This window comes from Actinomadura sediminis (assembly GCF_042675525.1).
GTDB lineage: Bacteria > Actinomycetota > Actinomycetes > Streptosporangiales > Streptosporangiaceae > Spirillospora > Spirillospora sediminis.
In genome coordinates, this window is the sequence record NZ_JBHTJA010000082.1 from 1 (window position 1) to 23959 (window position 23959).

The window sequence follows — 23959 nt, forward strand, 5'->3', positions numbered from 1 at the left end:
GCGGGCCGCCGCGACGGCCGCGTCGACGGTGCCCTCGCCGCCGTCGGCCACCGGCAGCTGCACGACCGGGACGTCCGGCCGCGCCCGGCGCAGCCCGGCGGCCAGGTGCCGCGCCGCCTCCGCCGCCGTGAGCGCGCCGCGGAACCGGTCGGGCGCCAGCAGGACGTGACCGCGCGGGGAGGGTTCGGAGGGTGGGTCCGCGGACACAGGCAGCCACACTTTCACGCCGGGAGGTAAGGTCTCACCTTCTGCTTACGCGATGACGGCATCATTTGACACCCGGAACGCGCGGCGAGACTTTCAAATGCGCAGAGAGGTGCGGCCTTCCGGCGTCAGCGGACGCCAAGCCAGGTCTCGATGGGGTGGATCGTGAAGAACAGCAGGAACAGCACCACCACGGGCCACAGCCACACCGACACCTCGCGCGCCTTGCCCTTGGCGATCTTGATGACCGCGTAGGCGACCATGCCGCCGCCGATCCCGATGGTGATCGAGAACGTGAACGGCATCAGCACGATCGTGAGGAACGCCGGGATCACCAGTTCGAGGTCGTCCCAGTCGATCTTGGCGACCTGCATCATCATCAGCGAGCCGACGACCACCAGCGCGGGCGCCGCGGCCTGCGCGGGCACCACCGCGGCGAGCGGGGTCAGGAACAGGGTGACGGCGAACAGCGCGCCGGTCGCCATGTTGGCCAGGCCCGTCCGGGCGCCCTCGCCGACGCCCGCGGCCGACTCCACGAACACCGTGTTGGCCGACGAGCTGGTGATGCCGCCGAACGCGGCGGACACGCCGTCCATCGACAGGATGCGGCCGAGTCGCGGGACGTCGCCGCGCTCCGACACCAGGCCGGCCTCGTCGCTGACGCCGAGGATCGTCCCCATCGCGTCGAAGAACCCCGACAGCACCAGCGTGAACAGCACGACCAGCGCGGTGATCACCCCGGCCTCGGCGAACCCGCCGAACACGTCGACCTGGCCGAACAGCGAGAAGTCGGGCATGGCGAACAGCTCGTCCGGCATGTCCGGGGTGACGACGCCCCAGCCGCCCTCGGCGATCGTCGTGTTCGCCTGGATGATCACCGCGACGACCGTCCCGACGACGATGCTGATCAGGATGCCGCCGGGCACCCGCCGGACGTACAGGACGATCATCAGCAGCAGCGTCAGGCCGAACACCAGCGTCGGCCACGAGTCCAGCCGGCCGCCCACGCCGAGGGCCAGCGGCGGGCTCGTGTCGCTGGAGCTGATGAAGTGCGCGTCGTACAGGCCGACCAGCGCGATGAACGCGCCGATGCCGACCGCGATGGCGTGCTTGAGCGCCAGCGGGATCGCGTTCATGATCCGCTGGCGGATCCCGGTGAGCGCCAGGATCACGATGATCACGCCCTCGATGACCACCAGGCCCATCGCCTGCTCCCAGGTCATCACCGGCGCGGCCTGGAACGCCACGACCGCGTTGATGCCGAGGCCGGCGGCCAGCGCGAGCGGCGCGTTGCCCACCAGGCCCATCAGCACGGTCGCGATCGCCGCCGACAGCGCGGTCATCGTGGTGAGCTGCGGGATCGACAGCGTCGCGTCGTTGACGTCCTTCGCCCCGCCGAGAATGATCGGGTTCAGCAGGATGATGTACGCCATCGCGAAGAACGTGGTGACGCCGCCGCGCAGCTCGCGCGGGACGCTCGTCCCGCGCCCGGTGAGGTCGAAGAACCGATCGAGCGGCCCGCGCCCGCCCGTGGGCGGTGAATCGTCGGCCTTTGCGGCAGGGGAATCGGACATGGCGCGGGCTCAGCCTCCAGCAGCGTCATCTCGGAAAAGTGCGAGCACAGGCTAGCCGCCGCCGCCCGCGGCCCGGGCGGTGGCACCACCGATGCGAAGGCGGTTTTGCCGTGAAGTTCCGGCCGCGCGGAGCGGGACTGCGCTGCGTGACGGCTTTGCTGCGCTATAGCCTGCCCTGGTGCGAATGCCAGAGTCGATGGGCGCGGGGAACCCCGACACCTACGCGCTGCTGCTGGCGGAGGTCTCGGAGCGGACGCGCTGGTCCTTCCGCGACCGGCTGCTCGGCCCCCTCGAGGAGTACGACAGCGCCCGGGGCGCCGAACTGCTGCGCACCCTCGAGGTCTTCCTCGCCTGCTCGGGCTCCTGGAGCCGGACGGCGAACCGGTTGCACGTCCATGTGAACACGCTTCGGTACCGAATCCGGCGAATCGAGGACCTGACCGGCCGGGATCTCGGCACACTGGAAGATCGAGTCGACTTCTTCCTCGCCCTGCGCGCGACGCAGCCGGCGAGAACCCGGTAGGCGGTGGTCACACGATGGATCGCGAGACACTCGGGCAGCGCATCCGCGCCCTGCGGATCAGGCAGGGCGTCAGCCAGGCGCAGCTCGCCTTCCCCGAACTGTCCGACAGCTACATCTCGCTGATCGAGAGCGACAAGCGGGTGCCCGCGCCGAGCGTGGTCGAGCTGCTCGCCGCGAAGCTGAACTGCTCGGCGACGTACCTGGTCAGCGGGGTCAGCGAGGACGTCGTGGACGAGCTGCGCGTCACCCTCGACTACGCCGAGATCGCGCTGCGCAACGGCGCCGCCGAGGAGGCCCGCGCCCGGTACGCCGAGGTGCTGGCCAGCGCCGACGCCATCGCGCTGCCGGACATGCTGCACCAGGCCCGCTGGGGCCACGCGCTCGCGCTGGAGGCGGCGGGCGAGCTGGAGGACGCGATCGCCGGGCTCGTCGCGCTCGCCGAGGAGGTCTCCGCCGAGGACGACCTCGACCACTGGGCCCGCGTGCACGTCGCGCTGAGCCGCTGCCTGCGCGAGCGCGGCGACGCCGGCGCGGGCGTCCAGGCCGCGGAGGGGGCGCTGCGGCACCTCATCGCGACCGGCGCCGACGCCACCGACGCGGCCGTGCACCTCGGCGCCGCGCTGCTCGCCGCGTTCGTCGAACGCGGCGACCTCGTCCGGGCCCGGCAGCTCGCCGGGCAGCTCGTCGAGCGCGCCGAGCGGATCGGCAGCCCGCGCGCCCGGATGCTCGCCTACGGCGAGGCCGCCTACGTCGCCGAGATCCGCGGCGCCTACGAGGAGGGCGTCGAGCTCGCGGAGCGGGCGCTGATGCTGGCCGGCGACGGCGAGGACCCCCGCGACCTCGACCGGATCCGGGTCGGCTACGCGGGCCTGCTGCTGCGCGCCCGCCCGGAGCAGGCGGCCCGCGCCCGCGACCTGCTGGCGCGCGTCCGCGGCGACGGCGGCGTCGGCGCCGCCGGGGAGATCGACGTCGCCTGGTGCCTGACCGAGCTCGCCCGCGCCGAGACCGTCCTCGGCCGTCCGGGGGAGGCGGTGCGGCTCGCCGAGGAGGCCCTGGACCTGCTGGGGGACGCCCCGCGCCGCGCGGCCGCCGGGGCGCTGACCGTCCTCGGCGAGGCGTGCCTGAAGCTGGGCCGGCGCGAGCGCGCGACCGAGGCGCTCACCCGCGCCGCCACCTGCCTGGAGCAGATGGAGGCGTCCCGGGAGGCCGCCCAGGCGTGGTTCGACCTCGCCGAGGTGCTCGCCGAGACCGGCCCCGCCGACGAGGCCCGGATGGCCGCGTACCGCCGCGCCCTGACCTGCGCGGGGGTGTAGCCCCGATCGCGTTGAACACCTGCGCGGCCGCCGCCCGACCCCGCGACCGAGCGCTCCGGAGGCGGCCGTGCGGGGTGAGTAGGGGTCACGGCGGACTCTAAGTAGGGTAGACGGAGCCCCGTCGCTCTCCTGGAGATCCCGGCACCCCATGAAGCTCCGCAACCCCCGCGCCCCCCGCCGCCGAACGGCCGCGGCGCGGATCGGCCTGGTCACGGCCCTCGCCGCAGCCCTCGGCGTCCTCACCACCGGTCCCGCCCTGGCGGGCACGCGGCCGGCGGGCGGCGCGGCGGACGGCTCCGGATCGGGCGTCGTCGCGTGGATCATCATCGGCGTCGGCGTCCTGATCGGCGTCGGCATCGGCCTCGCCATCGTGTCCCGGGCGACCCGCAGGCACACCCGCGAGCACGGCAAGGGCGGGCCGCGATGAGCGGCGGGCCGGACGCGCGGGACGCGCGCGGCGGCGTGCCCGCGCTGGTGCGGGCCGCGGCGATCGCGCTCGCCGCGGGCATGGGCGTCCTCGCCGTCGCGCTGGTCGCGGGCGGCGCCGTCGCCGAGCAGATCATCCCCGGCATCGCGACCGCCGGGACGCTCACCCGGTGGGGGCTGCCGATCTCCCGCACCGTCATGGACCTGGCGTCCGCGCTGACGATCGGGACGCTGCTGGCGGCGTCCGTCCTGCTGCCGCTGGAGACCCGGCGGGGCGGTGCGGCGGCGGGCACGGGGACGCTGTCGCGGGACGCCGTCGGCTACCTGCGGGCCGCGTCGTGGCTCGCCGCCGGGTGGGCCGCCGGCGCGGCCGCCACGCTGGTGTTCACCGTCTCGGACGTGCTGGGGCAACCGGTCGGGCAGGTGCTCACCGGCAGCGAGCTGAGCAGCTACGTCGGGTCGCTGGAGCAGGGCACCGCGCTGATGATCGTGGTGCTGCTGGCGGTCGTCGTCGCGCTGCTCGCGCGCACCACGACCACGCCGGCCGCCGCGATCGGGCTGCTCGCCATGGCCGGTGTCGCGCTGCTGCCCGCGCCGCTCACCGGGCACTCGGCGTCCTCCGCCAACCACGCGATCGCGGTGACGGGCGTCGCGCTGCACGTCGCGGCGGTCGCGCCGTGGGTCGGCGGCCTCGCCGTCGTCACCGCGCACGCCCTGCTGCGCCGGGGCCGGCTGCCGGTCATGGCCGGGCGGTTCAGCCGGATGGCGCTGTGGTGCTACATCGTCGTCGGCGCGAGCGGGATGCTGAACGTCGTCGCGCGGATGCCCGACCCCGCCGAGCTGGTGACGACGAACTACGGCCGGCTCGCCCTCGCCAAGATCGTCGCGTTCGGGGCGCTGGGCTGGTTCGGCTGGTGGCACCGGGAGCGGACGCTGCCCGCGCTGGACGAACGCAGGCCGCGCGGCGTGCGGAACCGGGCGTTCGCCCGGCTCGCGGGCGTCGAGGTCGCGGTGATGTCGGGCACGATGGGCCTCGCCGTCGCGCTGGCGAGCACCGCGCCGCCCGCGCCGACCGGCACCGAGAGCGCCGTCCGGACACTGCTCGGCTACGAGATGCCGCCGCCGATCACCGCGGGACGGCTGGCGACGCTGTGGTGGTTCGACCTGTTCTTCGCCGCTCTGGCCCTGGTGCTCGCCGGCGTGTACCTCGCGGGCGTGGTGCGGCTGCGGCGGCGCGGCGACTCTTGGCCGATGTGGCGGACGGCCTTCTGGCTGGTCGGGGTGCTCACGATCGTGCTCGCCACCCAGACGGGCGTCGCCCGGTACGCGTCGATCCTGTTCAGCGTGCACATGGCGCAGCACATGACGCTGAACATGCTGACGCCGATCTTCCTGGTCGTGGGCGCGCCGATCACGCTGGCGCTGCGCGCGCTGAAGCCCGCGCGGATCCGCGGCGACCGGGGCCCGCGCGAGTGGCTGACCGCGGCGCTGCACAGCCGGTACTCCGCGTTCATCGCGCACCCGGCGACGGCGACGATCATCTTCGTCGCGAGCACGTTCGCGCTGTACTTCACGCCGCTGTTCCAGTCGCTGATGCAGAACCACCTCGGTCACATCGCGATGACCGTCCACTTCCTCTTGGCCGGGTTCCTGTTCTTCTGGGTGCTGCTCGGCGTCGACCCGGCGCCCAAGCGGCTGCCCTACCCGGGGCGCCTGCTGCTCCTGTTCGTCACGATGCCGTTCCACGCGTTCTTCGGGATCGCGCTGATGAACCTGAGCCGCCCGATCGCCGAGGGCTGGTACAACGCGGTGGACCCGCCGTGGGGGACGACCCTGCTGCAGGACCAGCACACCGGCGGGGCGATCGCGTGGGCGTTCGGCGAGATCCCGACGTTCATCGTCCTGATCGTCCTGGCGATCCAGTGGTACTCCGACGACCAGCGGCAGGCCCGCCGGGAGGACCGCAAGGCCGACCGCGCCGCCAAGGCGGGGGCCGCGGCCGGGGCCCCCGCGGAGGACGACGAGCTGGCCGCCTACAACGCGCGCCTCGCCAAGCTCGCCGAACGCGACCGGCTCGCGGGGGAGCGCGGCGGCGACGCCTGACCCGCTCCGGCGGCCCGCCCCGGCCGGGTCCGGCGCCGGGTCCCCCGCGCGGGGGAGGAGCGGCGCACCGCGTTCTGCCAGGATCGACGTGTGATCGGTGTGCTGCGTCCGCTGGTTCGGCGGACCACGTGGCGGCGCTGGTCCCACCTCGTGGTGGGCGGCGCGCTGCTGATGCCGTACTGGTTCCTGTCGGTCTCGCTCACCCCGCTGATCCCGATCGGGAACCCGTACGTCGTCCTCGTCCTGTCCCTCGTCGTGCTGCCGACGGCCGCGACGCTCGTCACCGGGCTCGTCCCGACGGTGCGGATGCTGGAGACGTCCCTCGCCCGGGAGCTGCTCGAGGGACCGGCGAAGGATCTCGAACCCGGCCCGGCGCGCTCGTGGGAGAGCCGCGGCCGGACGGCGGCGTGGTTCTCGCTGCACCTGGCGGTCGGCGTGGTGATCAGCGGGCTGAGCCTGGCCGTGCCCCCGTTCGCGTTCGTCGCCCTCCTCGCCCCCGTCGTGCGGTGGGACGAGCAGTTCATCGACGCCTGGGGGTGGCGCGGCGACTGGCCGCAGTGGCCGGGCCCGCTGATCGGGCTCGGGTCGCTGGTCGCGCTGCTGGCGCTGATCGTCGCGGCGGGCGCGCTGCTGTCGCGGTTCGCGCCGGTGTTCCTCGGCCCGTCCGCCGCCGAGCGGCTCGCCGCGGTGGAGGCCCGGGCGGTCAAGCTCGCCGAGCGGAACCGGCTGGCGCGGGAGCTGCACGACTCGGTCGGGCACGCGCTCAGCGTGGTGACGCTCCAGGCGGGCGCCGCGGGACGCGTGCTGGACAGCGACCCCGGGTTCGCGCGGGAGGCCCTGTCGGCGATCGAGGAGTCCGCCAGGGCCGCCCTGGAGGACCTCGACCACGTCCTCGGGCTGCTGCGCGAGGACCCGTCCCGTCCGGCGCCCCAGGCGACGCTGAAGGACCTCGGGCGGCTGCTGGAGCAGACGCGGATCGCCGGTGTGACGCTAGACGCCCGGATCGGCCCCGAGGTCGAGGCGGTGCCCGCCGCCGTGTCGCGGGAGGCGTACCGGATCGTCCAGGAGGGGCTGACGAACGCGCTGCGGCACGCGGGGAAGGTGCCGGTGCGGCTGCGGCTGGGCGTCGCCGGGGACCGGCTGGAGATGGAGATGAGCAACCCGCTCGGCGCGGCGCGCGGCGCCGGCGCCGACCACGGCGGCGGGCGCGGCCTCGGCGGCGTCCGCGAGCGCGTCACCGTGCTGCGCGGCGAGATGAGCGCCGGACCGGACGGCGAACGCTGGTGCTTCCGGGTGTCGCTGCCGCTAAGGTCCGGGTCATGACGATCAAGGTGCTGCTGGTCGACGACGAGCGGCTGATCCGGGCCGGGCTCGCCGCCATCATCGACGCCGAGGAGGACCTGGCCGTGGTCGGGGAGGCGTCCGACGGGTCCGAGGTGCCGGGCGCGGTGTCCCGGCTGCGGCCCGACGTCGTCCTGATGGACGTGCGGATGCCGGAGCTCGACGGCATCCAGGCGACCCGGCATCTGCTGTCGACGATGCCCGAGCCGCCGCGGATCATCGTCGTGACCACGTTCGAGAACGACGAGTACGTCTACGACGCGCTCAAGGCGGGCGCCCACGGGTTCCTGCTCAAGCGGACGCGCCCGGAGGAGATCCTGCAGGCGATCCGGATGGTGGTGCACGGCGACACCCTGCTGTTCCCCGCCGCGATCCGCGCGCTGGCCGCCGAGCACGGCGCGTCCCGCGGCGGCGGGCCGGGCGGCGCGCGCTGGCACGTCCGGCTCACCGAGCGGGAGTCGGACGTGCTGCGGCTGATGGCCAAGGGACGGTCGAACGCCGAGATCGCGGCGGAGCTGTACGTGAGCCCGCAGACGGTGAAGACGCACGTCGGCAACGTCCTCGCGAAGCTGCAGGCCCGCGACCGCACGCAGGCGGTCATCTTCGCCTACGAGACGGGTTTCATCTCGCCGGGCTGACCCGGCGGGGGTGTGACGTTCGACGCGCTGCACGAAACTCAACCGCCCCTTACGCCTGATTTACCCCCGAATCGTTACAAAAGAGTCATCCAGTGCGATGACCTGATGATCGGGGGATCATGGACGCTGTCACTCTCGCCGAGCTGCGCAAGCCCCGCGCCTACCCGGCGGTGTCGGTGCTGATGCCGACCCACCGGGCCGCCCCGGGCAACCGGCAGGACCCGATCCGGCTGCGGAACCTGCTGGCCGAGGCGCGGCGGCGGCTGTACGCCGACGACCGCGTCCCGGCCGACGCCGCCGACCACGTCGTGCGCGGCCTGGAACGCGCGGCGGACGGCGTCGACCTGCGGCACGCCGCGGACGGCCTCGTCCTGTTCGCCGCGCCGGACGGCGAGCACCACGCGTTCGCGATCGACCAGCCGGTCGACGAACGGGTGATCGTGGACGGCGGCTTCGCCACCCGCGACCTCGTCGCCGCCTTCACCCGGACGCCGCGCTACTGGCTGCTCACGCTGTCCGACCAGCGCACCCGGCTCTGGGACGGCCGCGGCGACGAGCTGACCGAGCGCGCCGCGGGCGGGTTCCCGGTCGAGCCCGAGCCGCTCGACGAGGTCGCGTCCGGCCACCGGTCGCGCCGCGCCGCCGGCTCGGGCGACGAACCGCAGCGGCGGGCGATGCGCGACGTCGCCGCCGCGCTCGACCGCGTCCTCGCCCGGGACGACCGTCCGCTGATCGTCGCCGGGGTCACCCGCCACCAGGCGTTCTTCGACGAGGTCGCCGGGCCGCACGTCCGGGTGGCCGGGCGGGTGGACGGCAGCCTCGAGGGCGCCTCGCCGAGCACGCTGATCGAGGCGGCCCGCCCCGCACTGGCCGCCTACGAGGACCTCCGCGAGGTCGGGGTGCTGTCGGAGCTGGAGGCGGCCCGCGGCATCGACCGGTACGCGGCCGGGCTCTGCGACGTGGTCCGGCTCGTCGAGCAGGGCCGCGGCGAGCACCTCGTCGTCGAGCGCGGCTACTACGCGCCCGCGATCCGCGGCGACGGCGGGCTCGTCCCGGTGGACGGCCGCCCCGGCGTGCTGCACGGCGCGGACGTCGTCGACGACGTCGTCGACCACGTCATCGAGACGACGCTGGAGTACGGGGGCGAGGTGACGTTCGTCTCCGACGGCTTCCTCGTCGACCACGACCGCATCGCCCTGGTCACCCGCTTCTGAGCCCGCGGGCCCGTCAGCCGCAGGACGGGCCGCGCCAGCTCGTCCACCCGATGCCGTACGCGGCGCCCGGGTGCGGGCGCCACCCGGGCGGGTGCGCGGGCCACGTGTCCCCGGGCGCCGTCCCGTCCGGCCGGGGCACGACGACCGTGCACACGCCGGGCGCGGGCGGGCGGCCGGACCGGACGTCGAACGAGCCGATGTCCGTCCACCACACCGGATACCGGAGCCGGACCTTGACCGCCCAGTGCAGCGACCGGTCGGCGACCACCCCGCCCGCCGCCGGGCCGGGCAGCGGCGGGGCCGGGCGGGCCCGCTCGGGGGACGGGCCGAACAGGAAGACCAGCGCGGCGGCGTTCGTCGCGGCGAGCGCGAGCCCCGCCAGGACGGCCGGGCGCGGCAGGCGGGCGAGCACGGCGAACGCGACCAGCAGTGCGCCCGCCGCGAGCGACGCCCCCGCGAGGTCGAGGGCCGCGCGGTCCCGGGTGAGGAACGTGACCTCGGGAAAGTCGAACCCGATGAACGCGTGGGTGCGCAGCCGCTCGCCCGCGTACCCGTGGACCCACAGCGCCGTCCCCGCGAGGAGGACGCCCGCGCCCCCGGCGGCGCCCGCGGTCGTCCGGGGCCGCGCCTGCAGAAGGGCCGCCGCGCCGGCCAGCGCGAACACCGTCGCCGTGCACGCCAGGTAGCGCCCGTACGCGAAGTTGCCCACGCGGTGCTCGTCCGGGAGCGCCGCCGAGGCCGCGTACGCGATGCCGCAGACGGCGGCGAGCGCCGCGGCCGCCATGACCCGTTCGGCGAAGGGCGTGCGGCGCCGCACGAGCACCGCCGCCACCGCCACCAGCCCGATCCCGGCCAGTCCCCACGTGGACACGATCAGGTACCAGAGCTGCCCGGCCGCGCCCGACAGCGCCCACGCCTGCCCGTCCGCCGTGGTGAGCCGGTCGGTCAGGATGCCCCCGAGATCGCGTGCGCCGCCCGGATACAGCGCGTCCCGCAGCAGCGCGTTGCCCGCCGCGCCGAGCGCGTACCCCGCCGCGGCGGCGGCGAGGCCCGCGACCGTCCCGCGCTGCCCCTTGCGGAGGGCGATGAGCGCCGCGAGGTGGACGGCGAGCAGCACCGCCCCGCGTGTGTGGACGGCGGACGCGTACGCCACGACGAGGCTCGCCAGGACGGCGTCCGGGACCCGGCCCCGCCGCGCGAACCGGTCGAGCGCGAGCAGCCAGCCGAGGACGAGTGTCGGCAGCACCGCGTCCGTGAGCGCGAACGCGCCGAAGAACGTCGACGCGGGCAGCAGCGCGGCGCCGAACGACACCGGCAACGCCGCCCGGGGCCCGAGCCCGAACCGGCGTGCCGCCGCGTACCCCAGCGGGAACAGCGCCGCCCCGGCGACCGCGTTGATCGCCATGACGATCGTGTAGACCGTCACCGGGTCGTGCGAGAACCAGTACGCGGGCGCCAGCAGCAGCGGGTAGCCCCCTTGGTAGAAGGTGAACCCGGACAGATCGCCGCCGGGCCCGCCAGCGAGCCACCGCGCCGCGACGAGATACCCGGTCTCGTCCGGGTTCGCGACGGGCCCGGTGCGTCCGCGCGCGAACCACAGCCGGATGCTCACCTGGGCCAGGAAGCCGAACACGAGCAGCCAGGGGAGCGCGGGCCGCCGCCGTCCGTCCCGCGGAGGAGCGGACGGCTCGGACGGCCGGACATCGATCACGAACGCCATGCGCACCACGCTCCGGGCGCCAGTTCGTGATCTTGTCTGTGAAATGTCCGGATCTCGTGACATGGGGCCGAACGCCCGGACGGCCGCCCGATAATGACCGGGTGGCGAAGATCCTTCTGGTCGAGGACGACCCCTCCGCCCGCGTCGGCCTGGAGATGGCGCTCACCCGTCAGGGGCACGGCGTCACGGCCCGCGCGACCGGCGAGGACGGCCTCGACGCGCTCCGCGCGCTGCGCCCCGAGATCGCGATCCTGGACGTGATGCTCCCGGGGATCGACGGCATCGAGACGTGCCGCCGCATCCGCCGCGACGAGGTGTGCGGGGGGTCCGGCCTCCCGGTCATCCTGCTGACCGCGCGCGGCGACGACCTCGACGTCGTCCTCGGCCTGGAGGCGGGCGCGGACGACTACGTGATCAAGCCCGTGGAGCCGCGCGTCCTGGACGCCCGCATCCGCGCCGTCCTGCGCCGCACGGAACGCGCCACCGCCGCCGACCACTCCGTCCACGGCGACCTCGTCATCGACCGGACCGCACTGAAGGTCACCAAGACCGGGACGGACCTGCGGCTCACCCCCACCGAGCTGCGGCTGCTGCTGGAGCTGACCCGGCGCCCCGGGCACGCGCTCACCCGCCGTCACCTGCTCGCCGCCGTCTGGGAGCACACCTATCCGGGCGACTCCCGGCTCGTCGACGCGTGCGTGCAACGCGTCCGCGCCAAGATCGAGGACGAGCCCGCCGAGCCCCGCCTGATCGAGACCGTCCGCGGCTTCGGCTACCGGTTCGCCGCGCCGTGACCGTCCGCGCGTTCCGGCCGTTCACCGGGCTCCGGGCCCGCCTCGCCGCGGCGTTCCTCGCGGTGGCGCTGCTGGCGTCGGTCCTGGCGTCCGGGATCTCCTACGTGCTGTACCGCCGCATGATGCTGGAACGCGTCCAGGACGCGGTGCTGGCGGACGTGCGCGGGACGCTCACCCGGCAGGTTCCGAAGGCGTCCCCGCCCGACTCGGGCCACCTGCTCGGGCAACGCCTCGTGGACGCGCTGACCGGCCGGCCCGGGCCGCCGGAGTCCGTCGAGGCGCCCCCTCCGCCGGACGAGCGGACGCCCTCCGCGGCGCGGCGGAAGGCGGTGTGGGTGTCCGTGCTGCCGGGCGGGCCGATCAACGTCCCGGATCCCGGAACGCTGCACGTGCCCGTCGACGAGGAGTTCGCGCGCCGCGCGCTGAAGGAGATGGTGTACCGGCGCGTCGTCCGGAACGGCACCCCCTACCTGCTGGTCGGCGCCCATGTGACCGGCTACGCGACGACTGAGACGGACCCGGAGCGCACGACGCCGCCGATGGTGTTCGTCTCGGTGGACTTGAGCCGCGAAGCCGACGACCTGGAGCTGTTCACCCGCGCGCTGCTGATCGCCGACGGCGGCGCGCTCGCGTGCGCGCTCGTCCTGGCGCTGCTGGCCACGCGCGGGGTGCTGCGCCCGGTGCGGCGGCTCGGCGCCGCCGCGCGCGCCCTCGGCGAGGGCGACCTGGAGACGCGCGTGGACGTGCGCGGCCGGGACGAACTCGCCGACCTGGCCCGCACGTTCAACGGGACGGCCGAGGCGCTGGAGCGGACGGTCACCGAACTTCGCGCGATGGACGCGGCGTCCCGCCGGTTCGTCGCCGACGTCTCGCACGAGCTGCGCACCCCGCTGACGTCGATGATCGCGTTGACGGACGTGCTGGCGCAGGACGCCGCGGCCGCGTCCGGAGACGGGCGCGCGGCCCGGCTCGTCGTCGCCGAGACCCGCCGGCTCGGCGCCCTCGTCGAGCATCTGATCGAGATCAGCCGGTTCGACGCGGGCAAGGCGGCGCTCGTCCTCGACGACGTGAACGCGGCGGAGGCCGTCGCGGCGGCCCTCGACGCGCGCGGCTGGACGGACGACGTGGCCGTCACCGGCCCCGCCGGCCTGTCCGTCCGCCTCGACCCCCGCCGGTTCGACGTCGTCCTCGCCAACCTCGTCGGGAACGCGCTCGGGCACGGCCGCCCGCCGGTGTCCGTGCGGTTCGGGGCGGCGGACCGGGACGGGCGGGCCGGAATCGAGGTCACCGTCACCGATCGCGGCCCCGGCCTGCCGGACGGCCTGCGCGACGCGATCTTCGACCGGTTCGTCAAGGCGGACGCCGCCCGCGCCGCCAGCGAGGGCAGCGGCCTCGGCCTGTCCATCGCCAGAGAGAACGCCATGCTGCACGGAGGAACCCTGGACGCCGCCGACCGGCCGGGCGGGGGAGCGGTGTTCACTCTGTGGCTGCCGGCCGGACGGCCCGGCGAGGACGGAGGGCGGGAATGAGCCGCGCCGCCGCCCTGCTGGCCGCCGTCCTGCTCGTCGCGGGCTGCGGCATCCGCCCGACCGGGACCGTCGCCGCCGGGGACAAGCCCCGCGCCGGCGGGCGGGGCGACACGATCACCGTCTACCTGGTGCGGGACGGGAAGGTCGCCGCTGTCCTGCGCCCGGGCCTGCCGGACCATCCGTACCTGCCGATCACGCAGCTCGCGGTTCCCCCGACCCCGCAGGAACGCGAGCAGGGGTTCCGTACCGAGGTCTCCCGCCCTTTGGAGATCCGCGGTTTCGGTGTGATGCCAGGTGAGGACGTCTCTGAATTGATCATCGTGCCGCGCGGGGACGACCGCGGCCGGCCGGTGTCCTGGACGCGCCCGGCCGAGGCGCAGATCGCCTGCACCGCGGCGGCCCTGCCGGGCATCGAGCGCGTCCAGCTTTGGAACGTCCCCCAGAGTGGTGAGCCGGTCGTCGTGCCGGTGACGGCCGTCCGGACGCTGGCGTGCGAGGACTACGCCGACCTGTTCGCCGGGCCGCCCAAGGCCGGCCCGTCGTCGTCCACGTCACCGCGGCGTCCCCGGTGACCGACCGGACGGCCACGAGGACGGCCACGGCACCGGGCGGCCGCGCGGCGTCGGGCGGTCGCCGACGACGTGCGCGAAGCGGCCGAGCCCGACCGCGAACTTCCCGCGAAGCTCATCTCGAACGGCAAGGAGGCGCCTTGGGGGAACGGGCCATGGCCGCTCTGCTCGCGGCCGTTCCGGTCACCTCGGGCTGCGGTGTCCGCCCGACCGGGATCATCACCGCCGGGGCCGAGCCCCCGTCAGCCGCCGCGTCCGGCCGTCATCCACGTCACCGCGGCGTCCCCGATGATCGAGCGGACGGCGAGGATCGCGATGCCGACGCTGAGGAGGGGCATGACCACCCAGCGTTCGACCTTCCCGTCGGTGCGGGGGATCAGCGGGACGGACGTCCGCCACGAGAACGGCCACAGCACCGGGCAGCCGCGCGGCGTCAGGCAGTCGCCGACGACGTGCGCGAAGCAGCCGAGCCCGACCGCGAACCCCACGAAACTCATGTCGAGGTCGTGCATCAGCCACACGGCGATGGCGGCGAGCGCGCAGTCGGCGAGCGCCGACTGCGGCTCCTTGCCCTCGAAGTCGAGGCCGACGCCGCGCAGCCCCAGGCCGACGATCATGAACAGGCAGGCCCACCAGGCGTACACGACGTGGGTGGCGAGGGCGTCCATCGCGAGGCCGATGCCGATCGCGAACAGCAGCGAGTGGGTCGCCTGCCGGTGCCCGCCCGAGATCTTCCCGATCCACTTGCACATGTGCTTGGTGATCGGCCCGAACGTGTTGGCGATGCGCCCGTTGTGGTGGTCGATGTCGGGCAGGAGCGCGGCGCCCGCGCAGACCACCGCGCCCGCGGCGACCTGCTCGACCGACAGGGACACGGCGTACTCGCCGATCCACTCCTCCCGGCTGATCACCGGCACGACCGCGAGCCACGCCAGCGCGCCGCTCAGGGCGTGCGTCCTGCCCATCATGAGCCGTTGTCCCGCCTTCCGCATCGGCCGTCCGGGGCGGACTCTAACCCGCTCTTGATCGTTTTAGGCGGCGACGCGCCGAAGAGGGGGCTACGTCCGTTTGATGCGGGACGGCGGCGGGCGGTTCCCGGTCGCGCCTACCGGGCGGGCGACGGGACGAACCGCCACGCGTCCGACTCCTCGCCCGGCCGGTACGGGGCGTCGAGCCGCTTGGCGAGGACCCCCGGGAGCCCCTGCGCGGCCGCGGCCTCCCGCACCGCGTCGCCGTCGCCCGGGAACCACGGCGCCGTCTGCCACAGCGCCCCCGACAGCCCCAGGCCGTCCAGCCGCTCGCGGCGCTCCCGGTACGGGACGTCCAGCAGCGGACGCCCGTCCAGGTGCGGCACGTCGTAGATCATGTACGTCTCGCGGCCCTCGACGACGGCCAGCTCCCCGTCCAGCACCGCGGGCCGGGCGCCCAGCTCCGCGCCCAGCCGGGTGCCCGCGCGGGCCGGGCCGTCCACGGGCCGTCCGCGCCCGTCGGTGAACCGCGCCCGGCCGCCCTCGACGTACGCCAGCAGCCGCCGCCCGCCCCACGCGAACTCGAACGCCCAGTCGTCCTGGGCCCGGGGCAGCCGCGCGCGCCGCACCGGACGCATCGGCGGCAGCGACTCCGGGAGCGGCTCGGCCTCGGGGTCGGCGGGCGGGTCCATCCGGTGGATCATCCAGTCGTCGCCGCGCGTCCGGAACAGCACGTACCGGCCCGACACCCGCGAGCCGTGCACGACGACCTTGACCTCGCGCTCGCTCCACTTCTCCGTCTCGTACGTCCCGCGATCCCAGATGATCACCTTGCCGCCGCCGTACTCGTCCTTGGGGATCTCGCCCTCGAACGTCGCGTACTCCAGCGGATGGTCCTCCGTGTGCACCGCCAGATGGTTCGTGGCGGGACTCCACGGCAGGCTCTTCGGCACCGCCCACGACACCAGCACCCCGTCCCGCTCGAACCGCAGGTCCCAGTGCAGGCTGCTCGCGTGGTGCTCCTGGACGACGAACGTGTCGTCGTCCCCGCGCGGCAGCGGTCCCTCGCCGGGGACGGGCTCGGGGGTGCGCCCGGCGGCGCGCCTGCCCCGGTACTCGGCGAGCCGGTCCGGGCCGGACGCTCCCGCGTTCTTCGGCTTCGCGTTCTTCGGCTTGCTGGGGCTCACGTCCCCCTGCATACCCGGCGTCAGCGGATGAAGACGGTGTAGTCGAGCAGATCGCCGGTCAGGTCGGGCGGCAGCCCCGCGACCGCCGACAGCTCCTCCGCCGACATGAACCCGCCCGTCTCCGCCCGCACCCGCTCGATCCGCTCGGCCAGCTCCGGCGTGATCCCCGGCAGCAGCGTCAGCGCCTTCGCCGGGGCGTGGTTGACGTCGACCAGGCCGCCGTCGTTGTACTGGCGCGGCAGGTCCGGACGTCCGATCCGCAGCTCCTTCGCCAGCCCCGGGTCCGTCGCGGCCAGCTCGCGCGCCTTCTCGCGCAGCAGCCGCCGCCGCTTCACCCGCTCCACCACGGCCGCGTTGTCGACGCCCGACAGCCCGTGCGGGTCGAACACCCGCCGCCGGATCACGAACGCGTGCCCGCACCCGACGATCGCGAGCACGAACATCAGCAGGCCCACGGTCCGCTGCGTCCCCTCGTCCTTCCCGATCTCGGGAAGCAGGTACAGCATCAGCACGAACGCGCCGATGTACACGCCCGACGACACGAGCAGGTGCAGGCTCCGCCGCCACAGCGCCGCCGCCGCGAACGTGAACGGCGTCGCGTACCCGAGCGACAGGAACGGCAGCGCCGCCCACGTCACGCTCAGCGCCGCCCGTCCCGGCGGCATGCTGTCGGACGGAACCCTCGGCTCGTACGGCGCTGGCTCGTTCATCCAGGAGACTCCCGGGGCCGGGTGCGACGTTGATCCGACTCTAGGCGATGGGGCGCTCGGGAGGCGCGGAGCCTCACGGCAGGGTGAGGATTTCGTTGCCGTCGTCGGTGATCAGGATGGTGTGCTCGAACTGGGCCGTCCGCTTGCGGTCCTTCGTCACGACCGTCCAGCCGTCGTCCCACATGTCGTAGTCGAAGCTCCCCAGCGTGAGCATCGGCTCGATCGTGAACGTCATCCCCGGCTCGATCAGCGTGGTCGCCTTCGGGTCGTCGTAGTGCGGGACGACCAGGCCGGAGTGGAACGTCGTCCCGATCCCGTGCCCGGTGAAGTCGCGCACCACCCCGTACCCGAACCGCTTCGCGTACGACTCGATGACCCTGCCGATCACGTTCAGCGCCCGTCCCGGCTTCGCGGCGCGGATGCCCCGCATCATCGCCTCCCGGGTGCGCTCGACCAGCAGCCGCGACTCCTCCGCCACGTCCCCGCACAGGAACGTCGCGTCGGTGTCGCCGTGCACCCCGTCGATGAACGCGGTGATGTCGACGTTGATGATGTCGCCGTCCCGCAGCACCGTGTCGTCCGGGATGCCGTGGCAGATCACCTCGTTGATCGAGGTGCACAGCGACTTCGGGAACCCCCGGTAGCCGAGCGTGGACGGGTACGCCCCGTGGTCGAGCATGAACTCGTGCCCGATCCGGTCGAGCTCGTCCGTCGTGATCCCGGGTCGGACCTGCCTGCCGACCTCCTCGAGCGCCTGCGCCGCGATCTTCCCCGCGACCCGCATCTTCTCGATGATCTCGGGCGACTTGACGTCCGGCTCGCCGGTCTTGGGGCGCTTCTTCCCGACGTACTCCGGGCGTGGGATGTGCGCGGGCACCTTCCGCAGCGGAGAAACATTGCCGGGCCGGAGAAGCTGGGTCGTCATGGTAAAGGAGTGTAGTCAGCGCGACCGGGGCACGAATCCCGTGCCTTCCGCTGACGTCGAGAGGAGCGCCCATGAAAGGCACTGACGGCGACTGGTGGTTCTGCCTCAAGCACATGAAGGTCGAGCACGGGCCCGGTTGCCCCGACAAGGACCGGATGGGCCCCTACGACTCCGAGGGCGCCGCCGCGAACGCCCTTTCCCTCGCCCGCGAGCGCAATGAGGCCTGGCGCCGGCAGAACGAGGACTGACCGGCGACGGCGGGACCGCCGGCCTCCGCCGCGGGGCCGGTCAGTCGACCGTGGGGCCGGTGACGGTCTCGAGGAGGCGGGCGAGGCAGGTGCGCAGGCCGGGGCGTCCACGCGTCCGCTCCTCGCCCGCCGCGGCGCTGACCAGATGCTGGGCGCCGTCGAACGACAGCAGCGCCTCCTCCGGCGGGACGGTCAGGGCCTCGTGCGCGAGTCCCCGCAGCTCCCGGTCGCCGCCCTCGAGCGCCAGGACGGTCGCGCCGGTGCGGCGGGCGTCGTCCACGCGTTCCAGCAGCGGGACGGGCGCGTCCTCCTCGGCGACGACGAACACCGTCTCCCCGCGCCGCGCCGCCTCCAGCCGGTCCAGCCCGACGGACAGGTGCGCGGGCGCGCCGGGCGGCGGCGACCAGCGCACCAGCGTCGGGGCCAGCCCGGGCGCGCCGCCCAGCCGGCTCTCGTCGTCCAGGTGCGCGGCCAGGTGCCACGGGTCGTCGCCGGGCGTCCCGACCAGCAGCAGCCCGCCGGGCGTCCGCGACGTGACCCGCAGCGCGCGGCCGAACTCGCCCGTCCGCTCCAGCCATCCCGTGACGGACAGCACCTCGCGCAACATCGAGATCTGCTCGGCGTCCACGGCACCATGGTGCCGCACCGGCGCCGCCCGCAGGCCGCATTCCGCCGATCGGGGAGACCGGGACGCGGCGGCCCGGGACGCGCCTGGCAGACTCGGCGGCATGAGCGATCAGCAGCGGAAGAATCCCCATGACCTCCCGGACGCGAGCGGCCTCACGATCGGGATCCTCGGCGGCACCGGCGACCAGGGCAAGGGCCTCGCCCGCCGGTTCGCGCTCGCCGGGCACCGGGTGACGATCGGGTCCCGCAAGGCGGACCGCGCGCAGGAGGCCGCGGACGACCTGAAGGCGGGCGACGCGGGACTCCCGGTGGCGGGCGCGGAGAACCCGGTCGCGGCGGGCGGGTCCGACGTCGTGATCGTCGCCGTCCCGTGGGAGGGCCACAAGGCCACGCTGGAGTCGCTGCGGGACGAGCTCGCCGGCAAGATCGTCGTGGACTGCGTCAACCCGCTGGGCTTCGAGAAGGGCAAGGGCGCGTTCGCGCTGCCGGTCGAGGAGGGCAGCGCCGCCGAACAGGCCGCCGCCGTCCTGCCCGACAGCCGCGTCGTCGCCGCCTTCCACCACGTGTCCGCCAAGCTGCTGCTCGACCCCGCGGTCGGCGAGATGGAACTGGACGTCCTGGTGCTCGGCAACGACCGCGAGGCCACCGACCTGGTGCAGGCCCTCGCCGGCCGCATCCCCGGCATGCGCGGCGTGTACGGCGGCCGCCTCCACAACGCCGGCCAGATCGAGGCGTTCACCGCGAACCTCATCTCGATCAACCGCCGCTACAAGGCGCACGCCGGCCTCCGCATCACGGATGTGTAGGTCCCGGCGCCGGGCGGTGGACCCCTCCCGTTCCAGGGGGCGCCGTTCCAGCGGGCGCCGTGGGCGATCGCCGCATCGCTCCGGCCCGCCCGGGGGCTCGCCGGGCGACCGCGCCGGCGTGTGACGGCCGAGGCGGTGATCTGGTTTGATCACGGTGTTCGCCGGCGGGTAGGGGAGCGTTCGTGATCGATCCGGAAGCGAGCACCAGGCCGCTCGTGATGCTGCCGAAGGCGCGGACGGGGCCGCTGCGCGCCGTCGGGCGGCGGGTGGCCCTGGCGTCCTTCGCCGTGCTGGCCGTCGTGGCCGCCGTGTACCTCGGCCGCGACGGCTACAGCGACTCGGCCGACGGCGAGGTCTCGCTGCTGGACGCCTTCTACTACGCCACCGTGTCCGTTTCGACGACCGGGTACGGCGACATCACGCCGGTGACCGACTTCGCCCGGCTCGTCAACATCCTCTTCGTCACTCCCGTGCGGGTGCTGTTCCTGATCGTCCTCGTCGGCACGACCCTCGAGGTGCTCGCGGAACGCACCCGCGAGGACTGGCGCCAGTCACGCTGGAGGGCCCGCGTGCGCGACCACATCGTGGTGACCGGCTACGGCACGAAGGGCCGGAGCGCCATCAGGACGCTGCTGACCACCGGGATCCGCCGGGAGTCGATCGTCGTGGTCGATCCGGACCCGCGCGTCGTCGCCGAGGCGGCGGAGGCGGGCCTGGTCGGCATCGTGGGGGACGCCACCCGCAGCTCCGTGCTGGAGCAGGCGGGCGTGCGGCAGGCCCGCGAGATCGTCGTGGCGACCGCGCGGGACGACACCGCGGTGCTGATCACGCTGACGGCGCGGCAGCTCAACCCGCGGGCCGGCATCCAGGCGTCGGTGCGCGAGTCGGAGAACGTCCCGCTGCTGCGGCAGAGCGGCGCGGACCACGTCGTGACGTCGTCGGAGGCGGCGGGGCGGCTGCTGGGCGTCACCACCCGGCATCCCCACGTCGGGGACGTCATCGAGGACCTCCTCGACCAGGGCAGCGGCCTCGACCTGGTCGAGCGGCCCGTGACGGCCGAGGAGACCGGGCGTCCCCTGTCGGCCGTCGCGGAACCGGCGCTGGCGATGGTGCGGGACGGGCGCAAGCTGCCGTTCGACCACCCCGACTGCGCGGCGCTGCGGACCGGCGACCTGATCATCGTGGCCCGTTCGAAGCGGCGGAGGAAGACCGCCCCCCAGGACGGCGACGGCTCCGGCTGACGCCGTCCCGGGGAGCCTTCGGCGCCGCTTGGGCGCTACTTGTACGAGTGCTCGGCGGCCGGGTAGGCGCCGCCGACGACCTCGTCGGCGTAGGCGCGGGCGGCGTCGCCGAGGACGGTGTTCACGTCCGCGAACTTCTTGACGAACTTGGCGGTGTGCGGGGTGAGGCCCGCCATGTCCTGCCATACCAGGACCTGCGCGTCGGTGCCGCCGCCCGCGCCGATGCCGATGGTGGGGATGGACAGGGACGCGGTGACGCGCGCGGCGAGGTCCTCGGGGACGCACTCGAGGACGACCGAGAACGCGCCCGCGGCCTCGAGGGCCTTGGCGTCGGCGATCAGCTCCTCGCCGGACTCGCCGCGGCCCTGCACCCGGTAGCCGCCGAAGACGTTCACCGACTGCGGGGTGAGGCCGAGGTGCCCCATCACCGGGATGCCGGCCGCGACGAGCGCCTCGACCTGCGGCAGGACGCGGTGGCCGCCCTCCAGCTTGATCGCGTGGGCCCCGGCCTCCTTCATGAAGCGGGTCGCGCTGGTGAGGGCCTCGGACACGCCGGTCTGGTACGAGCCGAACGGCAGGTCCGCGACCACCATGGCGCGCTTGGACCCGCGGACGACCGCGGCGGTGAGCGGGACGAGGTCGTCGACCGTCACGGGGATCGTCGAGTCGTAGCCGTAGACGACCATGGCGGCGGAGTCCCCGACGAGCAGCACCGGGATGCCGGCCTCGTCGAACACCCGCGCGGTGAGGGCGTCGTAGGCGGTGAGCATCGGCCACTTCTCGTGCCGCTGCTTCGCCGCCGCGATGTCGCGCACGGTGACCCGCCGTCCGCCGGTGCCGCCGTAGAGTGCGGTCGGCTGCGCGGGGGATGCAACAGAAGAAGACATGCGAAACCTCCGGTCTTGAGGCGCCACGGTGGCGTACCCAGACGGATCCGATCGTGCCACTTCGTCAACGATTCGGGTAGCCCCGACATTCCACAATCTATTGGGGCGAGAGGGGTGCAAAGTGTGGTTCGGCGTCCGGTTTTCCGCACGGTAAGCGCGATCTTCTCCCCGCGTAACGGTGTCATGGCCCATACTGTCGCTGGATACTGCTAAGACGACCGGCTGTCTGGAGCGCGTCAGTGAGATCCGTCATGGCGCCGCGAGGCGACGTCCCCGGCCCCGAATCGGCCTCCCGGACCCTCGTCCTGGGCGTCGACGGCGCCCGGCAGATCGTCCAGTGCGGGCACAACGCCCGCGCCGTCCTCGGCCGGGAACCGGCGGAGCTGCTGGGCCGTCCCGCCTGCGACCTCGTCGCGGAGGAGGGCAAGGCCGAGCTGGAGTCCATGCTGGAGGCCATCGGCGAGGGGCAGGAGCGCCGGGGCGTGCTGCCCGTGCACAGCCGCGGCGACACCGTCTCCGCGATCGTGACCGCGCAGCCCATGCTCGGCGGCGACGCGGGCACGGCGCCCGCCGGGCTGCTGTACGTCCAGGTGGCGCTCCCCCCGAGCGAGCGCTACCAGGACCCGGCCCTCATGCGGCGCGCCCTGCTGGACGACCCGCTCACCCGCTTCGGCGACACGCTCGACCTCGACCAGTCCGCCCGCAAGATCGTCGAGGTCGTCGTCCCGCACTACTGCAACGCCGCGTCGGTGCTGGTGCTGGAGAGCCTCGTCGCCGCCGACGAGGTGCACAGCGAGTCCGGCTCGGCCGTGATGCGCCGCATCGCCGTCACCTCCGACGACGACAACCCCGCGTGGACGTCGGCGTTCCCCGTCGGCGAGGTCCTCGTCTTCCCCGAGGGCACCCCGTACCACGAGGTCATGGACACGGCCCGTCCCGTCCACCGGCCCCACATCGACGCCGACGCCGCCGGGGCCATCGGCCGCGTCTGGCGGCGCGGCCCCGCGGGCGAGCTGCTCACCGACGTCTCGATGGTGCTGCTGCCGCTGATCGCCAACGACACGCTGCTCGGCTTCATCGCCTGCACCCGCGTCCCCGGCTTCCGCAAGTTCGACCGCTACGACGTCGAGATCGGCATGGAGTTCGCGGCCGGCGCCGCGATCGTCCTGGAGAACGCCCGCCGCTACAGCCGCGAGCGCGCCACCGCCCTCGCCCTGCAGCGCAGCCTGCTCCCGAACCGGCTGTCCGCGCCGTCCTCCGTCGAGGTCCGGCACCGCTACCTGCCCGGCAGCAAGCTCGTCGAGGTCGGCGGCGACTGGTACGAGTCGATCGCGCTGCCCGGCGCCCGCGTCGCCCTGATCGTCGGCGACGTCGCCGGGCACGGCGTCCGCGCCGCCGTCACGATGGGGCGGCTGCGCACCGCCCTGCACACGCTCGCGAACCTGGAACTGCCGCCCGCGGACGCCCTGCACGTCATGCACGAGCTGATGATCGAGCTCGGCGAGCAGGAACCCCACTTCGCGACCTGCGTGTACGCGGTGTACGACGCCACCACCGGCACCATCGAGATCGCCTCCGCCGGGCACCTGCCCCCGCTGCTCGCGGGCCCCGGCGGCGACAACGAGTACCTGCGGGTGCCGCCCGCGCCGCCGCTCGGCGTCGCGGGCGGCACCGCGATCGAGAGCCGCGAGTTCACCGTCGAGGACGGCAGCCTGTTCGTCATCTACACCGACGGGCTCGTCGAGAACCGCGGCCGAGACATCGACGACGGCCTCGCCCGGCTCCGCACGATCTTCGGCCCCGAGTCGGTCGACCGTCCCATGGACGACCTCGCCAAGGCCACCCTCGCGGGCGTCTACGCCGACCAGCACCGCGACGACATCGCCGTGCTGATCGCCCGGCTGCGCCGCCTCCCCGAGGACCGCCGCGCCTCCTGGACGCTGCCCGCCGACCCGGCCGCCGTGCGCCGCGCCCGCGGGCTCGTCCGCACCCGCCTCGCCGAATGGGGCCTGGAGGAGCTCGAGTACACCACCCAGCTCCTGATCTCCGAGCTGATCACCAACGCGTACCGGTACGCGCACGGCCCCATCGAGCTGCGGCTGCTCCTCGAACGCACCCTCGTCTGCGAGGTGCTCGACCGTTCCGCCGCGCTGCCCCGCCTGCGCCGCGCCGAGGACGACGACGAGAACGGCCGCGGCCTCCTGGTCGTCAGCCAGCTCGCGCACCGCTGGGGCAGCCGCCGCACCGCCGCCGGCAAGGTCGTCTGGTGCGACCAGGTCGTCCCCGGCGTCGACCCCGACCCCGTCGACCTCGACTCCACGTGGCCCGGGCAGAGCCACCACCTCCCGGGGTGAGCGCCGAGCAGCCCGGCCTGTGGGACGACGACCGCGCGGGCGGTCCGGTCCTGCGGTT

The 23959-nt window shown here is 74.2% G+C and carries 22 protein-coding genes and 1 pseudogene; 14 read left to right on the forward strand and 9 right to left on the reverse strand.

Annotated elements, in window-relative coordinates:
* Both ACFQ11_RS28345 and ACFQ11_RS28350 read right to left on the reverse strand, forming a co-directional pair.
* The coding region (locus ACFQ11_RS28345; protein WP_378304077.1) for a glycerate kinase at nt 1-207 on the reverse strand (207 nt) is incomplete at its 3' end.
* 125 nt (nt 208-332) lie between these two features.
* A complete protein-coding gene (locus ACFQ11_RS28350; RefSeq protein WP_378304080.1) occupies nt 333-1778 on the reverse strand; it encodes an NCS2 family permease in 1446 nt (481 codons plus the stop codon).
* A 214-nt stretch (nt 1779-1992) separates the two neighbouring features.
* Between ACFQ11_RS28350 and ACFQ11_RS28355 the strand changes: the two are divergent.
* From ACFQ11_RS28355 to ACFQ11_RS28385, 7 genes and pseudogenes are all read left to right on the forward strand, one after another.
* Nucleotides 1993-2301 (forward strand): annotated as a pseudogene (locus tag ACFQ11_RS28355) (PucR family transcriptional regulator); the annotation flags it as partial.
* Nucleotides 2302-2315: 14 nt separating this feature from the next.
* On the forward strand, nt 2316-3614 hold the full coding sequence (locus ACFQ11_RS28360; protein ID WP_378304082.1) for a helix-turn-helix domain-containing protein: 1299 nt from the start codon (nt 2316-2318) through the stop codon (nt 3612-3614).
* Nucleotides 3615-3762: 148 nt separating this feature from the next.
* Nucleotides 3763-4041, forward strand: a complete 279-nt coding sequence (locus tag ACFQ11_RS28365; protein ID WP_378304084.1) for a hypothetical protein — start codon at nt 3763-3765, stop codon at nt 4039-4041.
* Nucleotides 4038-6143: a cytochrome c oxidase assembly protein gene (locus tag ACFQ11_RS28370; protein ID WP_378304086.1), complete on the forward strand. Its 2106-nt coding sequence runs from the start codon at nt 4038-4040 to the stop codon at nt 6141-6143. The genes ACFQ11_RS28365 and ACFQ11_RS28370 overlap by 4 nt, the downstream gene beginning before the upstream one ends.
* 90 nt (nt 6144-6233) lie before the next feature.
* Nucleotides 6234-7466 carry a sensor histidine kinase gene (locus ACFQ11_RS28375; RefSeq protein WP_378304088.1) on the forward strand — a complete coding sequence of 411 codons (1233 nt, stop codon included), beginning with the start codon at nt 6234-6236 and terminating at the stop codon, nt 7464-7466.
* A complete protein-coding gene (locus tag ACFQ11_RS28380; protein ID WP_378304090.1) occupies nt 7463-8122 on the forward strand; it encodes a response regulator transcription factor in 660 nt (219 codons plus the stop codon). Before ACFQ11_RS28375 ends, ACFQ11_RS28380 begins: the two co-directional genes overlap by 4 nt.
* 119 nt (nt 8123-8241) lie before the next feature.
* Nucleotides 8242-9336, forward strand: coding sequence for a baeRF3 domain-containing protein (locus ACFQ11_RS28385; RefSeq protein WP_378304092.1), 1095 nt, complete (start codon nt 8242-8244; stop codon nt 9334-9336).
* A gap of 13 nt (nt 9337-9349) precedes the next feature.
* Here ACFQ11_RS28385 and ACFQ11_RS28390 read toward each other — a convergent pair whose 3' ends face one another.
* Complete coding sequence (locus tag ACFQ11_RS28390; RefSeq protein WP_378304094.1) at nt 9350-11056, reverse strand: hypothetical protein; 1707 nt, start codon at nt 11054-11056, stop codon at nt 9350-9352.
* A 101-nt stretch (nt 11057-11157) separates the two neighbouring features.
* Between ACFQ11_RS28390 and ACFQ11_RS28395 the strand changes: the two genes are divergently transcribed.
* From ACFQ11_RS28395 to ACFQ11_RS28405, 3 genes are read left to right on the forward strand one after another with little or no spacing between them, the layout of a single operon-like run.
* Complete coding sequence (locus tag ACFQ11_RS28395; protein WP_378304096.1) at nt 11158-11850, forward strand: response regulator transcription factor; 693 nt, start codon at nt 11158-11160, stop codon at nt 11848-11850.
* Entirely contained in the window at nt 11847-13379 is a 1533-nt protein-coding gene (locus tag ACFQ11_RS28400; protein ID WP_378304098.1) for an ATP-binding protein, read from the forward strand. Before ACFQ11_RS28395 ends, ACFQ11_RS28400 begins: the two co-directional genes overlap by 4 nt.
* Nucleotides 13376-13951, forward strand: coding sequence for a hypothetical protein (locus ACFQ11_RS28405; RefSeq protein ID WP_378304100.1), 576 nt, complete (start codon nt 13376-13378; stop codon nt 13949-13951). The genes ACFQ11_RS28400 and ACFQ11_RS28405 overlap by 4 nt, the downstream gene beginning before the upstream one ends.
* Nucleotides 13952-14190: 239 nt before the next feature.
* Here ACFQ11_RS28405 and ACFQ11_RS28410 read toward each other — a convergent pair whose 3' ends face one another.
* The 4 genes from ACFQ11_RS28410 to map form a co-directional block, all read right to left on the reverse strand.
* The gene (locus ACFQ11_RS28410) at nt 14191-14916 is read right to left on the reverse strand and encodes a metal-dependent hydrolase (protein ID WP_378304102.1); all 726 of its coding nucleotides are present in this window, start codon (nt 14914-14916) and stop codon (nt 14191-14193) included.
* Between the two features lie 137 nt (nt 14917-15053).
* On the reverse strand, nt 15054-16103 hold the full coding sequence (locus ACFQ11_RS28415; protein WP_378304104.1) for a DNA polymerase ligase N-terminal domain-containing protein: 1050 nt from the start codon (nt 16101-16103) through the stop codon (nt 15054-15056).
* A 20-nt stretch (nt 16104-16123) separates the two neighbouring features.
* Nucleotides 16124-16813 (reverse strand): ComEA family DNA-binding protein, encoded by a 690-nt coding sequence (locus tag ACFQ11_RS28420; protein WP_378304106.1) that lies wholly within the window; start codon nt 16811-16813, stop codon nt 16124-16126.
* Between the two features lie 73 nt (nt 16814-16886).
* A complete protein-coding gene (gene map / locus ACFQ11_RS28425) occupies nt 16887-17738 on the reverse strand; it encodes a type I methionyl aminopeptidase (RefSeq protein ID WP_378304108.1) in 852 nt (283 codons plus the stop codon).
* Nucleotides 17739-17809: 71 nt separating this feature from the next.
* On the opposite strand from map, the gene ACFQ11_RS28430 reads away from it, so the two are divergent.
* On the forward strand, nt 17810-17986 hold the full coding sequence (locus ACFQ11_RS28430; protein WP_378304110.1) for a hypothetical protein: 177 nt from the start codon (nt 17810-17812) through the stop codon (nt 17984-17986).
* A gap of 40 nt (nt 17987-18026) precedes the next feature.
* Here the strand turns inward: ACFQ11_RS28430 and ACFQ11_RS28435 are convergent, their stop codons facing one another.
* Nucleotides 18027-18593 (reverse strand): hypothetical protein, encoded by a 567-nt coding sequence (locus ACFQ11_RS28435; RefSeq protein WP_378304133.1) that lies wholly within the window; start codon nt 18591-18593, stop codon nt 18027-18029.
* A gap of 121 nt (nt 18594-18714) precedes the next feature.
* Here ACFQ11_RS28435 and npdG point away from each other — a divergent pair, with 121 nt between their 5' ends.
* Nucleotides 18715-19419: an NADPH-dependent F420 reductase gene (gene npdG, locus ACFQ11_RS28440; protein WP_378304113.1), complete on the forward strand. Its 705-nt coding sequence runs from the start codon at nt 18715-18717 to the stop codon at nt 19417-19419.
* Nucleotides 19420-19601: 182 nt separating this feature from the next.
* Complete coding sequence (locus ACFQ11_RS28445; RefSeq protein ID WP_378304115.1) at nt 19602-20660, forward strand: potassium channel family protein; 1059 nt, start codon at nt 19602-19604, stop codon at nt 20658-20660.
* Nucleotides 20661-20695: 35 nt separating this feature from the next.
* On the opposite strand, the gene panB is transcribed toward ACFQ11_RS28445, so the two are convergent.
* Complete coding sequence (panB, locus tag ACFQ11_RS28450) at nt 20696-21547, reverse strand: 3-methyl-2-oxobutanoate hydroxymethyltransferase (RefSeq protein WP_378304117.1); 852 nt, start codon at nt 21545-21547, stop codon at nt 20696-20698.
* Nucleotides 21548-21798: 251 nt separating this feature from the next.
* Between panB and ACFQ11_RS28455 the strand changes: the two genes are divergently transcribed.
* Nucleotides 21799-23901: a SpoIIE family protein phosphatase gene (locus ACFQ11_RS28455; protein WP_378304119.1), complete on the forward strand. Its 2103-nt coding sequence runs from the start codon at nt 21799-21801 to the stop codon at nt 23899-23901.
* Nucleotides 23902-23959 lie beyond the last annotated feature (58 nt).